The 16,087-nt window shown below is 66.4% G+C and carries 14 protein-coding genes; all 14 read right to left on the bottom strand.

Translation table 11 applies throughout. From position 1 onward, the window contains the following. Position 1: 1 nt before the first annotated feature. The 14 genes from C3F42_RS03195 to C3F42_RS03130 are packed head-to-tail and all read right to left on the bottom strand — an operon-like array spanning position 2 to position 15,948. A complete protein-coding gene (locus C3F42_RS03195; RefSeq protein ID WP_023632340.1) occupies positions 2-691 on the bottom strand; it encodes a GNAT family N-acetyltransferase in 690 nt (229 codons plus the stop codon). Positions 692-725: 34 nt separating this feature from the next. Beyond that, a complete protein-coding gene (locus C3F42_RS03190) occupies positions 726-2,636 on the bottom strand; it encodes a hypothetical protein (RefSeq protein WP_038706024.1) in 1,911 nt (636 codons plus the stop codon). Further along, complete coding sequence (locus tag C3F42_RS03185) at positions 2,633-3,937, bottom strand: oligosaccharide flippase family protein (protein ID WP_094011226.1); 1,305 nt, start codon at positions 3,935-3,937, stop codon at positions 2,633-2,635. The genes C3F42_RS03190 and C3F42_RS03185 overlap by 4 nt, the downstream gene beginning before the upstream one ends. Then, positions 3,934-4,944 (bottom strand): polysaccharide deacetylase family protein, encoded by a 1,011-nt coding sequence (locus C3F42_RS03180; RefSeq protein ID WP_094011227.1) that lies wholly within the window; start codon positions 4,942-4,944, stop codon positions 3,934-3,936. The genes C3F42_RS03185 and C3F42_RS03180 overlap by 4 nt, the downstream gene beginning before the upstream one ends. A 9-nt stretch (positions 4,945-4,953) precedes the next feature. Further along, a complete protein-coding gene (locus C3F42_RS03175; protein ID WP_038706027.1) occupies positions 4,954-6,090 on the bottom strand; it encodes a glycosyltransferase family 2 protein in 1,137 nt (378 codons plus the stop codon). Then, a complete protein-coding gene (locus C3F42_RS03170; RefSeq protein WP_104443953.1) occupies positions 6,083-7,048 on the bottom strand; it encodes a glycosyltransferase family 2 protein in 966 nt (321 codons plus the stop codon). Before C3F42_RS03170 ends, C3F42_RS03175 begins: the two co-directional genes overlap by 8 nt. Further along, positions 7,045-8,415, bottom strand: coding sequence for an O-antigen ligase (locus tag C3F42_RS03165; RefSeq protein ID WP_104443952.1), 1,371 nt, complete (start codon positions 8,413-8,415; stop codon positions 7,045-7,047). Before C3F42_RS03165 ends, C3F42_RS03170 begins: the two co-directional genes overlap by 4 nt. Next, entirely contained in the window at positions 8,412-9,518 is a 1,107-nt protein-coding gene (locus tag C3F42_RS03160) for a glycosyltransferase family 4 protein (RefSeq protein WP_244891317.1), read from the bottom strand. Before C3F42_RS03160 ends, C3F42_RS03165 begins: the two co-directional genes overlap by 4 nt. After that, the gene (locus tag C3F42_RS03155; protein WP_023630804.1) at positions 9,515-11,089 is read right to left on the bottom strand and encodes a Wzz/FepE/Etk N-terminal domain-containing protein; all 1,575 of its coding nucleotides are present in this window, start codon (positions 11,087-11,089) and stop codon (positions 9,515-9,517) included. The genes C3F42_RS03160 and C3F42_RS03155 overlap by 4 nt, the downstream gene beginning before the upstream one ends. Positions 11,090-11,103: 14 nt before the next feature. After that, positions 11,104-12,123, bottom strand: coding sequence for a polysaccharide biosynthesis/export family protein (locus tag C3F42_RS03150; protein ID WP_038706030.1), 1,020 nt, complete (start codon positions 12,121-12,123; stop codon positions 11,104-11,106). 22 nt (positions 12,124-12,145) lie between these two features. Beyond that, positions 12,146-12,793: a CpsD/CapB family tyrosine-protein kinase gene (locus tag C3F42_RS03145; protein ID WP_023630803.1), complete on the bottom strand. Its 648-nt coding sequence runs from the start codon at positions 12,791-12,793 to the stop codon at positions 12,146-12,148. A gap of 1 nt (position 12,794) precedes the next feature. After that, complete coding sequence (locus tag C3F42_RS03140) at positions 12,795-13,541, bottom strand: sugar transferase (protein WP_023630802.1); 747 nt, start codon at positions 13,539-13,541, stop codon at positions 12,795-12,797. Further along, positions 13,538-14,602, bottom strand: coding sequence for an NAD-dependent epimerase (locus tag C3F42_RS03135; protein ID WP_038706031.1), 1,065 nt, complete (start codon positions 14,600-14,602; stop codon positions 13,538-13,540). Before C3F42_RS03135 ends, C3F42_RS03140 begins: the two co-directional genes overlap by 4 nt. Further along, positions 14,599-15,948: a UDP-glucose/GDP-mannose dehydrogenase family protein gene (locus C3F42_RS03130; protein ID WP_023630082.1), complete on the bottom strand. Its 1,350-nt coding sequence runs from the start codon at positions 15,946-15,948 to the stop codon at positions 14,599-14,601. The genes C3F42_RS03135 and C3F42_RS03130 overlap by 4 nt, the downstream gene beginning before the upstream one ends. Positions 15,949-16,087: the final 139 nt, after the last annotated feature.

Below are 16,087 nucleotides of genomic sequence, written 5' to 3'. Positions count from 1 at the left end.
CTCACCCTGCCGTGGCCGAAGAAGCCGGAGCCTCCGGCTTGCGCAACGGCTCCAGACGCGAGGTGATGTAGTGGCTTTCGCGGAAGAATTTCCAGCGACCAAACAGGCAGTAAACGTTCATGATCCGTCCTTGCTCCTGATAGCCCATGCGCAGGTGCAACTTGAGCGCCGGGATGTTGTGCTGTTCGCACACGTCCACCACCTTGGTGCAACCTTGGGCGGCCATGGCCTTCCACAGCTCCAGCTGCAGGTCCACCGACAGCTCGGTACCCCAATACTTGCGGATCAGCTCGCCGCCGAACTCGAAGAACTCCCCCGGGCCGACCGGGAACCAGCAACCATAGTAGTGGCGGTCGTGGTAATGGCGGCTACTGCCCCAGATGAAGGCCACGGCGTCGTTGTCATCGTTGAGGAACATCAGCCCGGTATGGCCTTCGGCGGCCAGCTCGCGCATGGTCTCGACCCGATCGCCGAAGTGGCGGGCGAAGGCACGCACGTTGTGCACGGTGATGTGCTCGACCCGCAGCTCGCCATAGGGTTTTAGCCGGTGCGGCGGCACCGGGCTGTCCAGGTCGCGTTCCATCCACAACAGTTCCCAATGATAGAAGACGTAATGCCGGAAGGCGCTACGGAAGGTGTCACGCAGTCCCTTGCGCTTGATACGGTCCTGGATCTTGGTGAATGCAGTCATGGTGCCTCCTGGGCATGGCTGAACGTAGTGCGTCTCATGACGCGCTCCAGGTCAGGGCGAATACGGTCTGCCCTGGCAGTTGAAAACGAACCTGGCCCTCCCTGCAGCTGAAGCTGGCGCGGCGGCTCTGGTTGTCGGGACCGAACAGTTCAAGCTGGCCGTCGGGGCAACCGTCGAGGCTCAGCGCCACCTGCTGCAGGCGCTCGGCCTTGTTCACCCCCAGCACGCTGCGCTGATGCTGGCGGGCCATGGCCAGGGCATCGACCTCGAAGGCGTCGTTGTCCAGGGCCAGAACCTGGTCCAGCCAGTGGCGCTGGATGAACTGCTGGGCCAGGCCCACCGGCTTCAGTTCGTAGCGTTGGCCGCCGGCATCGCGCAACATGCCCTTGGGCCATTCGGGCTCATCGGCGACGTGGAACCAGTTGAGCATGTCAAGCAGGCCGTCACTGGCGGCATTGATCACCACCGAGGTCCACCACAGGCCGGCGTAATGGGTGTCCTGTTCGTAAGGGCTGAGGCTCGAACCGCTGGACAGGTTGGTCTGGTCCAGCAGCAGCGCCTTGCGTGGCCGGCCCTGGCCGTCCAGGCCCACCAGGTCGGCAGCTTGGCGCACGCTGTCGCGGTAGCTGCGGGTGGCGAGCAGGTCGCGGACCATCCATTCGTGCCAGGCCAGGGCATCGATCTGCGCGCCTTGCTCGGCCAGCAGGCGTCGTGCCCAGTCGATGCCGCGGCGCTGTTTGCCGTCGTCGCTGAAGGGCCCGCCGAGCAGGCGCGAGGAGGCCGGCATGGCGATGCGTACGCCAGCGTCGCGGGCGCCGGGGTAGTCGCGCACGCGCTTGGCCATGGCCTGGAAGAAATCGCGGTAGCTGGCGTAGTCGCGATAGTTGAGGTTCGGCTCGTCGGCGAAGGCCAGGTAGTGGGTGCCTTTGCCGCCGAGTGCCTTGGTCGCCTCGAGCCAGGCACTCAACCCATCGGTGCTGGTGCGGTCGCTCCTGAGGTCGGCGACTCGGGCGCTGCCGGCCAGCAGGGTGATGTCCTGGAGGATGCCGAAGCGCTCCTGATAGAGCTTGCGCCAGGCGTTCTCGAAGTCTGGCTGGCGTTGCAGTACGTCGACGAAACTGTAGAAGCCGGCGGCCTGGGGGCGCAGGGCGTCCAGCGCGGCGAAGCTCGAGGCTGGTGGCAGCACGTAGGGCAGGGCAACCCCTAAGCGTGGGGTGGGGCCGAGCACCTTGTCACCCAGGGCAAGGGTGACCTGACCGGGAAGTTGCGGCAGCTCGCCCAGGTCTGCGGGGCGTTGGGCGAACAGGTTGGCGCTGCCGTCGAGCCAGAACGCTGCCTTGCCACTGCCCTGCAGGCCCAGACGCCAGGTCTCGTCGCGGCCGCTGGTGGGCAACGCCTGTTGATCGAAGCGCCAGTAGGCGCGGTAGGGCTTGAGCGGCAGCTGGATGCGACGGCCGTCGCTGAGGCGTTCGGCGAACAGGCCATGAACCCCGCCATGGTGCTTGCCGGCCAACACCGCCTGCTCGCCGGCCTTGACCCGGAAATACAGCTCGACACCTGGCCCGACTTCGGCGCAGAAGTGCACCTTCGCCGGAGTGAACAGCGCGCGGGTGCTGGCATCGTGCTGGATGCGGTAGTCGCGGAAACTATAGCCGGGCACCTCCAACCGATAGGTGCCGCCGTTCGCGGGCAATGGCCAGCGTTGTTCGCCGCGTACCTGGCCGGCTTCGATGCGCCGTTCGCCGGCCAGGCGGCCGTGGCCGTCCAGCAGATACAGGCGTTCAGCGTTGGCGTCGGCCTGCCAGGCCGGACGCCACTGGATGCGCAGTTCATCGGCGCGTGCTGGCAGCAGGTACAAGCTGCCGTCGCGCAGATCCCCCCACTGCACAGGTGCGGCGAACGCACCTTGGGCCAGCAGCGCGCCGCACAGCAATGCCGCTTTCATGCCGCCCTCCGTTGCAGCATCTGCCGCAGCGGTGCCAGGTCGGCGGGCAGGATGACCAGGGTCTGGCCCAGCGGCACGCCGCTCAGGCGGCAGTACAGCACCAGCATGGCCACGGTGACCGCCAGGTAAGCAATGGAGGAGGCCGCGGCCGCGCCGACGATGCCCCAGGCCGGGATGAGCAGGATGTTGAGCACCAGATTCAGCGCAGCACCGGCGCCCATCATCAGCGATACCGTGCCGGGGCGGTTCTTGCCCAGCAGGTCCAGGCGCAGGATGCTGGCATAACACAGGCCCAGCAGGCCCGGCAGCAACGCCAGCAAGGCCGGGTAGGCCGGGGCGTAGTCGGCGCCGAACAAGGTGACGATCAACCAGTGGCCGATCAGCGCCATACCCAGGCAAGCACCGAGCATCACCGTGGCGGTCAGGCGCAGGGCCAGGGGGGTGATGCGCTCCATGCCGGCATCCTGCTGCAGCAGGCGCTTCATCAGCGGCGTGGTCACCGCCTCGGGAACGATCAGCAGCAGTTCGGCGGCGGCGCTGGCCATGGCGTAGTGGCCCAGGGCGGTGCTGCCGAGCAGCGCGCCGATGAACAGGTAGTCCGAGCGCAGGATCAACTGCTGGAACAACAGGTCGGGATGGCTCTTGGCGCTGTAGCTGAGCAGCTCGCGTTGGCCGCCACGGTCCCAGCGCAGCGCCAGCGGGTGCTGACGGCGCAGCCACCACAAACCGAGCGCCAGGACCAGGGCGATGCCGCACAACCAACTGATCAGCGCCGCCTCCAGCGCTTCGTCGCGCCACATCCAGAACAACCCGAGGAACAGCAGCAGCGGTGCCAGCGATTCGGTCAGGCGCAGGGCGTTGAAGGCGCCGACGCCGCCGCTGGCGTTGTGCAGGGTCAGCAGGCCGCTCTTGAGCACGGTCATAGGTACCGCCAGCAGCAACAGCCAGGCCAGCAGGCCCAGTTGCACAGTAACCTCAAGGTCGGCGCCGAACTCGCGCACCAGGAACACGCAGGCCAGGGTCAGCACGCCGGCCAGCAGGCAACCGTAGACCAGTACTTGGGTCAGCAGCAGGCCCATGTCGCGCTGCTTGGCGGCCTGGTAGCCGACCGCGCTGTTGAGCCCACCGCTGGTGGCGGCGCTGATCAGGTCGGGCAGGGTACTGAGCAGGGCGAACAGGCCACGCTCGCTGGGCCCGAGGATGCGCGCCAGCAGCACGTTGCGCAGCAGGCGCAGGGCGATCATCGCAAGTTTTGTTCCCATGCTCAGCGCCAGATGGCGCAGGTAGCTGTTGCGGTTCATCCTCGTTCTCCGCGACTGATGCGCCAGGCCAGCAGCGAGGGCCGGCTGGCATTGCGCTGGCTGACGCCGATGCGCGGCAGCGCCAGGGGGTCGTCGTGGCCCTGGCAGATGCCCGGGCGGGTGCTCAGGGCGTAGGGGTAACGATGCGCGGCGACCTGGGCGCGCACGCGTTCGTCGTGGTCGCCGTTGGGATAGCAGTACACCGGCAGCGGCGCGCGGCAGCCTTCGTTGAGTGCCGCATGGCTGCGGGTCAGTTCTTCGTTGAGGCGATGGTCGTCCAGGTAGGGCAACAGGGCATGGCTGGCGCCATGCGGGCCGAAGCGCACCAGGCCGGAGTCCTCCAGGGCGCGCACTTGCTGCCAGTCCATGGCCTGGGGCAGCGATTCCGTGGGGCAGGCGTCGGTCAGGACGTGCAAGGCCTGGGGGCTGAGGCTCTTGAGGGTTTGCAGGTAGCGTGCCAGCACCAGGCTGCGGGCCTTGCTGTGGTCGTGCATGAAGTAGGCCGCCGGTAGCGGGCGGCCGAGCTTGCGCAGGCGTTCGATCAGTTGCCGCCGGGCCTCTTCGCCATGGCTGCCCCACAGGGTCTCGCCGACGCTTTCCCACCAGAAACGCTGGCGGCTGCCGATGTAGTCGGTGGACAAAAAGATACTTGCCGGCACCTGGTGGCGCTGCAGCAGGGGGAAGGCGTTGACGGCGTTGTCGCGCCAGCCATCGTCGAAGGTCAGGGCCACCTTGGGGCGGCAGTCGCCGCGGGGGGCCTTGTGGCTCTGCAGCAGGTCCATGAGGCTGACGCAATCGAAATGCCGGGGCAGCCAGCGCAACAAGCCCTCGAAGGCCCGCGGGCCGACGCACAGCTCGTTGCGGTGGGGCAACGCGGCGCTGGCGTCATCGGCCAGCACCCGGTGCAGCATGAGGATCACCCCGGCGCCGCGCAGTTCGGCGCGTCCGCGTGGCGAATTGAAATAGAACCAGCCGCTGGCCTGCTTGATAGGGGTCTTGATCGGCATGTCCGTCGCTCATCGATTCTGGTCGGGGTTCCATTGGCTGTAGCTGTGCCCGCGCAGGAATTGCCACAGGCCCACGCTCATGCCGGCGAGGGTGACCAGCACGAAGGCGGCAAGGCGGAACGGGCGGGGCAGGCGCCGACGGGCGTCGAGCAGGCCGGCGATGGCAGCGGCGTAGCCGAGCAGTTGCAGGGCCAGGGTCAGGCGGTAGAAACCGGGCTCGGCGGCCAGCCACAGGTTGGCCAGCAGCAACGGCAGCAGCAGTACCGGGGCCAGACGCCGGAGCAGCTTGTGGCTGATCAGGGCAATGGCGTACAGGCCGTGGCGCGCCGGATTGAGCAGTTCGCGGCGGGCGGCCAGGCTCAGCAGGCCACCGACGGTGACGCGCTGACGGCGACGGAACTGCTTGTCGGCTTCGTCCACGCCCTGGTCGAGGACCACCGCCTCCGGCACGTAGACAATGCGCAAGCCGGCAGCGGGCGCGCAGGTGCTGATGAAGAAATCGTCGTTGACCTGTTTCGGAATCGGCTGGTACAGCCCCCGACGCAGTGCGAGCAGGGCGCCGTCGGCCGAGACCATGCAGCCGGTACGGTTCTCAACCTTGCGCACCCAAGCTTCGTAGTGGCGGTACAGGCTGTCGCCGATGCTCAGGCCTTTGCCCGGGTCGGGGATGATCATATGGCCTGCGGTGCCGCCGACTGCGGCGTCGGCGAAAGGGGCCAGCAGCAGGCCGAGGGTGTCGGTCGACCACTGGTTGTCGGCGTCAGTGAAAACCAGCAGGTCGCCGGTGCACACCTGCACGGCTCGGTTCAGCGCCTCGGCCTTGCCCAGGCGCGGCAGGTCCAGCACCTGCACGCGGGGGTCGCCCAGGGCTAGGGCTAGCGCCACGGTGCGGTCGCTCGAGCCGTCGCTGGCCACGACCACCTGCAGTGCGGCGGCCGGATAATCCTGGGCCAGCACGCTGGCGAGCTTGGCTTCGACATGCCGCTCTTCGTTGTGCGCGGCGATCACCACGCTCACTCGCTGCGGCGGCAATGGTGAATGGGTGCGGCGGGCAAAGAACGGTGCGGCCAGGGTCAGCAGCAGGGGGTATCCGACCCAGGCATATAACGGCAGCAGCAGGCATAGCCAGAAAATGAACTCAGCCACGGGCGGGCCTCCTTGCGGTGCGGTTGAACAGGCTGAGGATGAAGGCCGCGCCGGCGAGGTGCAGGCGCAGCCAGTGCAGGCCCCAGAGCTGCAGCGTGAGCAGCGGGTCGCGCTGCCTGCGGCTCTGGCGCAGGCTGAGGAGCAGCGCGGGCATGGCGCTGACCAGCAGGAAGAACAGGGCGACATGGGGGAAGCCGTCGAGCAGCGCCGACAGGGCCACGGCGTCCAGCACCCAGGCGCCTATCGAAAGTATCGGGAAACGCAGCAGGCGCAGGCTCACGCCATGGCTGCGCAGCAATTGCAGGTGGCTGCCCTGGCGCCACATCTCCTTGCCCAGCCATTCGCGCCAGTTGGCCTCGTAGCCCCAGTGCAGCACCGCAGGCTGGCGCAGTACCCGCAGGCGCGCCCCGGACTCGTGCAGGCGCAAGGTGAAGTCCTTGTCTTCGCCGGTACGCAGGCGCTCGTCGAAGCCGCCGACCTGCTCGAACCAACTGCGCCGCATCAACAGGTTGGGGGTGGGCAGCCATGTGCAGTCCTGCACCGTCTGGCCGGTGCGCAGGGTGCGCCGTTGCCAGGCCTGGGCGAACCACGGCGCGTGGCGCGGGGTGTCGCAGTCGAGGGCGAAGACATCGCCCTCGCCACGGCGTTGCAGGTCCAGCAGCAGGTCCAGCCAGTGTTCCGGGACCTCGATGTCGGCATCGAGGAAGGCCAGCCAGTCGCCTTGGCTGGCGTTCACGCCGGCATTGCGCAGGGCGCCGATGGCCACGCCCGGCACGCTCAGCACCTGGGCGCCATGGGCGCGGGCGATCGCCGGGCCGTCGTCGTTGGAGCCGTTGTCGACCACGATCAGCTCGCAGGCCAGCCCCGCCGCGCTGGCCGAGCGCCTTGCGGCGTCGAGGGTGCGGCCGATATGGCGGGCTTCGTTGAACATCGGGATGACGATACTCACCCGGCTCATCGGGCCACCTCCACGGGCTGCTGCTCACGTGACTGGCCGAGCAGCACGCTGGACAGCGCCAGCATCAGCCACAGGTACTTGTGGCTCGGGGCGCTGAGGAACATCAGGAACAGGCCGATCGCCAGCATGCTCATGGTCAGGTGGGTCATCAGGTCGGCGCGATCCGGGTCGCCGGCCTCGCGGAAGGCCGCGCGCGCCTGCCAGAAATTGCGCAGGGCCAGCACGATCATGCCGACGAACAGCAGGCCCGCCGGCAGCCCGACCTCGCTGAACAGCTCCAGGTAGGTGTTGTGGGCGCGGCGGTAGAGGTCGGTGGTCTTGCTGTTTACCGGGGCGAAGGCCTTGGAGAAACCGGTGTCGGCATAGTGCAGTGGGAAGGTACCCGGGCCGGTGCCCAGCAGCGGGCTATGGCTGATCATTTCCTTGCCTACGACGAGGTAGGAGGCGCGCCGCCCCAGCGATTCGTCCTGGTGCGCGTTGACCCCGGACTTGAGCAGCATCAGTGACTGGATGCGGTCGGCGTAGCCAGCGGGCATCAGGGCCACGCCCAAGGGCAGGACAATGGCCAGGCCGAGCATGGCGAAGCCCAGGTGGCGTGGGCGGATGCGCGTCAGCTGCTCGCGGTAGTTGTGCAGAACGATGCCCAGGCTGATCAGCAGTACTACCAGCCCCGAGCGCGACTCGGTCTTGGTCATGCCCACCAGCAGCAACAGGCAGCAACCGGCCCAGAACAGCTTGACCGGGATCTGCCGCGCCTTGATCGCCAGCCACAGGCCCAGGGGCATGGCGATGGTGATCAGCAGGGCGAATGCGTTGGGGTCGAGCATGGCCGAAGCGCGGCCCTGCTCCTGGTACTTGGTGGAGAAGATCGCGAACAGACAGGTCACGCACACGCTGACGGTGATCAGCCGTGCCAGCATTGGCAGGTTGAGGTCACGGCCGACCAGCAGGGTGATGACGAACACCACCAGGCCCACCAGCAGTTCACGCAGGTGCCCGCCCGACAGGCCCATGTCGTCGCTGGTCCATAGGCTCATCAGGTACAAGGCCATGAACGGCAGCAACAGACGCCATTGATTACTGCGCAGGCGCTCGCCGGGGAGTTGGCGCACCGCCAGTTGCAGGCTGAGGATCAGCACCAGGCCGATGCCCACCAGCTTGGCGCCGGACACCAGGCCGTCCTTGAGCAGGCCCTCCAGCGGCACCAGGGTAGCGATCGCCAGCAGGCCCCAGGCCGGCTTGCGGTACAGCGCCAGCACGCCGGCCAGGCCGATCACGCCGCCGGGGGCCAGGAACGGATAAGGGCTGGCCAGCAGACCCAGGCTGAGCAAGGCCACTACGGCCACCAGCGACAGGGGAATGATCATGCGACAACCTCCTCGGCCGTGCCCCGATACACTCGGGCCCAGCGTTGTGCCAGGGTCGGCAGGTGGTAGTGTTGGCGTTGAGTCTGGCGGGCTCGGGCAACCAGTTCGGCGGCCTGCTCGGGGTCTTGCAGTAGCGCTTCTAGATGCTCGCCCAGTTCGGTCGTGGCCAAGGGACGGGCAAGCAGGCCGTTGTGGCCGTGCTCGATCACGTCGGGGACACCGCCAACGCCGAAGGCCACCACCGGCACGCCATCTTGCATGGCTTCGAGCAGGATCATCGGCGTGCCTTCGGTGCGCGAGCTGATGACCAGCGCATCCAGGCGTTTCATCCAGCCGCGCATGTCGCGCTGGAAGCCCGGCAGGGTGATGCGTTCGCCCAGACCGGCAGCGTTGATACGCTGCTGCAGGGCTTCGCGCTCAGGGCCTTCGCCAAGCATCACGGCGTGGACCTGTGGGTGGCGCTGGCACACCGGGATCAGCGTGTCGAGGAACAGGTCGGGGCCTTTTTCGCTGGAGAGCCGGCCGACGTAGGCAGCGAGCCAGGGAGCGCCGCCTGGCTGTGCCGCGCCCACGCCATCCTTTGCCTGCGCTTCATAGATCTCGGGCAGCCCGTTGGGTATCACCTGCAGCTTGGCCGCTGGCACCCCGGCATCGCGATGGATGCGGGCGATGCTCTCGGCCACGCACACCACCGTCTCCACCCTCGGCGTGCGGCACAGTTGCAGGCTCAGCCAGGTGTAGAAGCGCTGCTTGCGGCTGCGCGGGGTAAATCCATGCTGGGTGCTGACCATCGGCAGGCGCAACAGGCTGGCGCCGATCCAGCCGAACAGCTGCCCCTTGAAGTTATGACTGTTGACCAGCGGACGTTCGCCGCGCTGCGCGCCAAGCGCCTTGAGCACCGCCCCCAGGCCCTGGCAGGTGTCGCACTCGACACCCGCCTCGCGAAAGCGCGCTACCAGTTCGGCCGGGGCATCGAGAAACAGCACCCGATGCCGCCCCGGGGTCGCCTGGCAGTGGTCCAGGAGCATGCGCTCGGCGCCGTAGAATCCGCCGCTGCTCAGCAGGTGCAGGATCGGCCGGCCGGCGTGCAGCGCGGCGTTCAATTGCGCACCCAGTGCCACAGGCGTGGCAGCGACCAGCTTTTATGCGGGTTGGGCAGCGCCGGAACCTGATCGTTGATCACCAGCAACACTGGCAGGCCCAGCTCGTGGTTGATTTGTGCCGGATGCTTGAAGCGGTGGTCGAAGAACTCCCTGACGTAGACCACGGCAATGGCCAGCAGCAGGCCGGTGACCAGGCCGAACGGGATGATCAGGCCGGGTTTCGGGAAGCTCGCCGCGGTGGGCTCGTAGGGGGCGCTGAGGATGCGCGCGTTGGACTGGCTGCCATCGAGCAGGCCTTGGCCGCGGCTTTCCTCGTAGCGCTGGGCGTAGGTGGAGAAGGCCTTGTGCAGGGCGTCGATCTCGGTATCCAGCTGACGCGTCTTGCTCTGGGTCTCGCGCAACTGGAGGATGCGCTTGCTGTAGTCGGCGATGCGCTGGGTCTTCTGCTCGATCACCTGTTGAGTCACGGCCAGGTCCTGCTGGCGTTCACGAATGCGGTTCTCGACGATCTTGAGGAACTGCGCGCGCAACTGGGCAATCTGTTGGCGGGCCATCACCATCTGGTCGGAGCCTGGCTGGAACACCGTGGCGTCTCCGTTGTAGCGCGCCAGCTGGGTGGTCAGTTGCTCACCGAGTTGCTTGATCTCGCGGTCTTCGAAGGCGACGTTGTCGACCGTGGTGGTGAAGGTGTAGGGGAAGGCGTAGTCGGCCATCTTCGCCTTGTTGGCCGCGGCCAGGCTGCTTTGCAGGTAATCCAGCCACTTCTGATTCTGCAGCTGGCGGTCACGTTGCAGGTTGAGCGCCTGCTCTTCGGTGTTGATGGCGTTGAGGCGGAAGGTGATCTCCTCTTTGGGATCCGAAGAGCCGATGGCAGTGAGCAGCCCCAGGCGCTGGCTTTCCAGGTCGCCCAGGCGGGCCTGGTAGTGCAGCTTCTTCTGCTCGTAGAAGGCCTCGGGCAGTTCATTGGACTGCAGGTCCTGGCGGTTGGCCAGGAAGTTCTCCAGCAGGCGGCTGACGAACAGCGTGCCAAGCTTCGCGTCATTGGCGCTGTAGGTGATGGAGATCACGTTGGAGCCGGGCAGGGTCTCGACCTTGAGGTCCTTGACCGCCTGGTCGGTGAGGGTGTCGAGCTGGGTGTCGCGATCGTCTGCCACGGTGTTGCCGAACAGCTGGTGCAGGGGCTCGATCACTGCGTGACGCAGCGGGTCGAGCACGGTGCGCCGCAACAGGCCGGGCTCGTCCGGATAGTGGCCTTCCTTGCGCAGCTCGCCGATGGTCTGGCGGATCAGGGTTGGCGAGCGGAGGATGTTGCTCTCGGTCTCCATGTCGGCCAGCGACGGCGGGATGAACTGGTCGGCCTGCTGGCTGAGCGCCGAGGTGGTGTCACTCTGCGAGAGTTTCTTGGACTGCACGATGACTTCGGCGGTGATGTCGTAGCTCTGCTTGAGCACCAGCGGCAACAGCACGGCGATCACCGCGAACACCAGGAACACCCGTTTCACCAACTGGCGGTTGGCGAAGAAGATGCGGAAGAACTCATGCACATAGTTTTCTTTCGGTTGCGTGGTCATGGTCCGTCCCCCGGTCAGTTGTTGCTTTCTTTATTGTCGACGCGGTAGCTGAAGCTGAAGCCGAAGCCCTGGAACAGCACCACGTCGGCCAGTTGCCGGGACAGCTCGGCGGCGCTGGCCAGCTTGGTCTTGGGTACGTAGAGCATGTCCTCGGGCTGCAGGTAGGCGAGCTTCTGGCTGCCGCCGGAGAGCGCCTGGTCGACGTCGTAGTTGACCGCATGCACGGTATTGCCCTCGCGACGCATGATCACCACCGAGCCGAGCTTGGCCTTGAGGGTCGGGCCGCGGGCCAGGGTCAGTGCCTCGAGCACAGAGATGGGGCGGCGGATCTGGAAGGCGCCGGGCTGGCCGACTTCGCCGAGCACGTAGATCTCGTTGGCGGCGGTGGACTTGAGCAGCACGTCCACGCTCATGCGCCCTGGCAACGTGGCGTAGCGCTCGTTGAGGTAGTCGCGCAGCTGGTTGACGGTCATGCCCTGCAGCGGCACCGAGCCGATTTCCGGGAAGGTGGCGCGGCCGTCGTTGCCCACGGTGATGTCGCGGCTCATGCCGGTGCCGGGGTGACTGAGGGCGTTCTTCAGGTTGACCTCGTCGGTCATCGGGCTGATCACGCGCACGGTGACCTGGTCACGGTTGGGCTTGAACACCCGCTTGTCCTGGTAGGCCTGGCGGATGGCGCTCTCGGCTTCGCCCGGGGTCATGCCCTCGACGCGCACCGCGGCGTTGGTGCTGGGCAGGGTGATGGTGCCATCAGGCTGCACCAGTTGGTTGCCGTTCAGGCCGCTGGCGGCCATGAAGTTCAGGTCCAGGGTGTCACCGGACTGGATCCGGTAGACCCCGGCCGAACGGTTGCTGACGTGGAAGATCACTTCCAGCACGTCCTGCGGGCGCAGTACCTGCTCGCGGCGGGCGACTTCGGTGGCCTGGCTTTCGGCGGGAGGCGCGGTGAGGATCTGCACCGGCATCTCGCGGTTTTCCTGGCTGGCGCAGCCGGCCAGGGCCAGTACGCACAGGGCAATCGAGGGATATCTCATGGCGTTCATCCTGTGCGGCCTCTCAGAGATTTTCGTACAGCCACTTGGGCATGTAGTACTTGCGCTTGTTGAACACGCTGCCGATCAGCCGCGCGCCGGCCTGGGTCAGGCGCTGGCTGGCGGCCTGGGCCACCTCCCAGCGGGTCTCCTCGGCGCACACCACCAGGATCACGCCGTCGACCAGGGTGCCGATCACCAGGCTGTCGGCGCTGGCGTAGATGGCCTCGCCGTCGATCACGACGAAGCGGTACTGGTTGCTTAATTGGTGCAGCAGCACGCGCAACTGCTCTGGGTCGAGACGGTCGCGGCCGCGTTTCCACGTGCCCACCGGCAGCACGTCGAACGGCTGATCGGACAGGCGCACGATGCAGTCCTGGGCTAGCGGTGGGGTGTCCTGATTGAACAGCAGGTCACTGTAGCCGCGCAGTTTGGCCAGCCCCAGCTGCTGGCTGAGGCCGCCAGGCGCCAGGCTGGCATCGATCAACAGCACGTTGCCCGCGCTCATGAGGGCCAGTTGGCTGGCGAAGGCCAGGGCGCTGGTGCTGGTGCCACTGCCGGTGTTGGCCGCGGTCAGCAGCAAGGTGCGCTGGTCGAGGTCGAGCACGGTGGCGGTCAGGTTGGTCTCGCTTGGGGTAGCGATAGTCAGGCTTCTCGAGGATGAACCGTCCATCTCAGCTTGCTCCGTGGCCAGTGAAAACTTTGAACGGGGTCTTGAGCAGGATCTTCAGGTCCAGCATCAGGCTCTGTTCGTTGATGTAACTCAGGTCCAGCTCCACACGTTGGTCGAAATCGATATCGCTGCGCCCGGAGATCTGCCACAGGCCAGTCATGCCCGGGTAGATCGACAGCCGCGCCAGGTGGTTGTCGTGGTAGCGGTAGGCGTTGAAGGAAGTGGGGCGCGGGCCCACCAGACGCATGTCGCCGGTGACCACGTTGATCAGGTTCGGCAGTTCGTCCAGGCTGCTTCTGCGCAACCAGCCGCCGACCGAGGTGATGCGCGGGTCCTTGTCGATCTTGAAGTCGATGGCATCGGCGCCATGCTTGTTGAGGTGGCGTACCGAATCCTTCAACGCTTCGGCGTTGGCCACCATGGTGCGGAACTTGAACATGCCGAAGGCGCGGCCGCGGTAGCCGGTACGTTTCTGCACGAAGAACACCGGGCCCGGGCTGGACTGCTTGATCAGCAGCGCCAGCACCAGGAACAGCGGCGACAGCAGCAGCAGCAGGGTCAACGCGGCCAGGCACGACAGCACGCGGTTGGTGCGTGACAGGGTCCAGGGGCGGCCACCGACGCGGCCGGTGATCCAGCCGCGGCCCTGCATGTGGATGGCGGCATCGATGCGCTGCCGGTGCGCCGGGTCCATGCGTTTGTCCTGGTATAGCGCCTGCAGTTGCGCGCTCTTGGGTTGTCCTGTCATACCGCCCTCCGTTGATCTGGCTGCTCGCCCGTGGGCGCCGCTTCGCTGGCGGCGGGCGAGTAGTAGCTCTTGAACCAGGCGACGAAGCGCCTGAGCCCCTCATCGAGGCCTATCTGTGGGGTGAATCCGGTTACCCTGGCCAGGGCGCTGGCATCGGCGCAGGTGGCCAGGACATCTCCTGGTTGCAGCGGCAGCAGTTCGATCACCGCGTTGCGCTGCAGGTGCTTCTCCAGCAGCGCCAGGTAGTCGAGCAGCTCCACCGGACGCTGCCCGCCGATGTTGTACAGCCGCCACGGTGCGTGGCTGCTGGCCGGGTCCGCAGCGAACGCATCCCACTGCGGGTCGGCGGCCGGGGGCAGGGGGATCAGCCGTACCAGGCTCTCGACGATGTCGTCGATATAGGTGAAGTCGCGCTGGTGGCGGCCATGGTTGAACAGCTGGATCGGCCGCCCTTCGCTGATCGCCCTGGCGAACTGCATCGGCGACATGTCCGGGCGGCCCCAGGGGCCGTACACGGTAAAGAAGCGCAGGCCGCTGCAGGGAATTGCGTACAGGTGGCTGTAGCTGTGGGCCATGGCCTCGTTGGCCTTCTTTGTGGCGGCATACAACGACAGCGGGTGGTCCACGGCGTCTTCGACCCGATACGGCGTTTGCTGGTTTGCGCCGTACACCGAACTGGACGAGGCGTACAGCAGGTGCTGGACCGGGTGCCGGCGGCAGCCTTCGAGCACGTTGAGGAAACCGGCCAGATTGCTGTCCAGGTAGGCCTGCGGGTTCTGCAGCGAGTAGCGCACCCCGGCCTGGGCCGCCAGATGCACCACGACGTCCGGGCGTTCGCTGGCGAACAGCCGGGCCATGCCGTCGCGGTCGCCCAGTTCCAGGCAGTGCAGCGGGAAATCGCCCGCCGTCTGGCGTACCCAGTGCACGCGGGCATGCTTGAGCGACGGCTCGTAGTAGTCGTTGAAGTTGTCCAGCCCCACCACTTGGTGCCCTTCAAGCAACAGCTGGCGGCAGGTGTGGGCACCGATGAAACCGGCCGCGCCGGTGACCAGCACTTTCATGGCGCATCCGCCTGCGGACGAACCTGACGCAGGCCGATGCCGCTGTAGTGGAGGCCGTGGGCGGCCACCTGCTCGGGGTTGTACAAGTTGCGACCATCGATGATCACCCGCGCGCGCAGCTTGCTGGCCAGCATCGAGAAGTCCACTACGCGGAAGTTCTTCCACTCGGTGCAGATCACCAGGGCGTCGGCGTCCTGCAGCGTGTCATCGCGGGTGGCGCACAATTGCAAGTCGTCGCGGTAGCCGTACAGGCGCCGGCATTCATCCATGGCTTCGGGGTCATAGGCGCGCACCGTGGCGTCTTCGGCCCACAGTGCTTCCATCAGGTAGCGGCTGGGCGCTTCGCGCATATCGTCGGTGTTGGGCTTGAAAGCCAGGCCCCACAGGGCGATGGATTTGCCCGCCAGGCCGCCGAGGCGTTGCTTGAGCTTGGCGAAAAGGATGCGCCGTTGCTGGTCGTTGACCTCGCTGACACTCTGCAGCAGGCGTAGCGGCATGCCGCTGTGGGCCGCGGTGTGAAGCAGGGCCTTGATGTCCTTGGGGAAACACGAACCGCCGAAGCCGCAACCGGGGTAGATGAAGTGGTAGCCGATGCGCGGGTCGGAGCCGATGCCGCGGCGTACCGCCTCGATGTCGGCACCCAAGTGTTCGCTGAGGTTGGCCAGCTCGTTCATGAAGCTGATGCGGGTGGCGAGCATGGCGTTGGCGGCGTACTTGGTCAGTTCGGCGCTGCGGTTGTCCATGAACATCAGTTTTTCGTGGTTGCGGCAGAACGGCGCGTACAGTTCGGCCAGCTGGTCATGGGCAACTTCGTCGAGGGTGCCGACGATGATGCGGTCCGGGCGCATGCAGTCGGCCAGCGCACTGCCTTCCTTGAGAAACTCAGGGTTGGATACCACGCGCACTTGCAGTTGCCCCTTGCCCAGGCGCTGTAACTCGTCGCGGGCCAGCGCCATGACCTGGTCGGCGGTGCCCACCGGCACGGTGGACTTGATGATCAGGGTGTGGTCGGTTTCCATCAGCGCGGCGATCTGCCGGGTGACATTGAGCACATGGGTCAGGTCGGCCGAACCGTCCTCGTCGGGTGGCGTGCCGACGGCGATGAAGATCAGCTCGGCATGGCTGACGGCGTCACTGGCCTGGGTGCTGAACAGCAGGCGACCTTCCTTGATGTTGTCCTCGAGCAGGTCCGACAGGCCTGGCTCGCTGATCGGCGGCACGCCCTGACGTAACTGGTTGATCTTGTGGGTATCGACATCCACGCACAGTACCCGGTGACCTACGTCCGCCAGGGCTGCTGCCTGTACCAGTCCGACATAACCGGTGCCAAAAACGCTCACGTCCATGCGCGGTGCCTCGAATGGATGAGTAAGGGAGATGAAACAGTGGTGTGAATTGGGTATAGCTCAGCTCGGTGGAATTGCGTCAAAGCAATGGCATGTTTCGTCGCATTTACAGACGCCAAGCAAACGGGCCATCTGCCAT

The organism is Pseudomonas sp. PONIH3 (genome assembly GCF_002934345.1).
Classification (GTDB): Bacteria; Pseudomonadota; Gammaproteobacteria; order Pseudomonadales; family Pseudomonadaceae; genus Aquipseudomonas; species Aquipseudomonas soli.
Note: the sequence above shows the minus strand (reverse complement) of the source record. Positions and strands in the feature narration are given on the sequence as shown.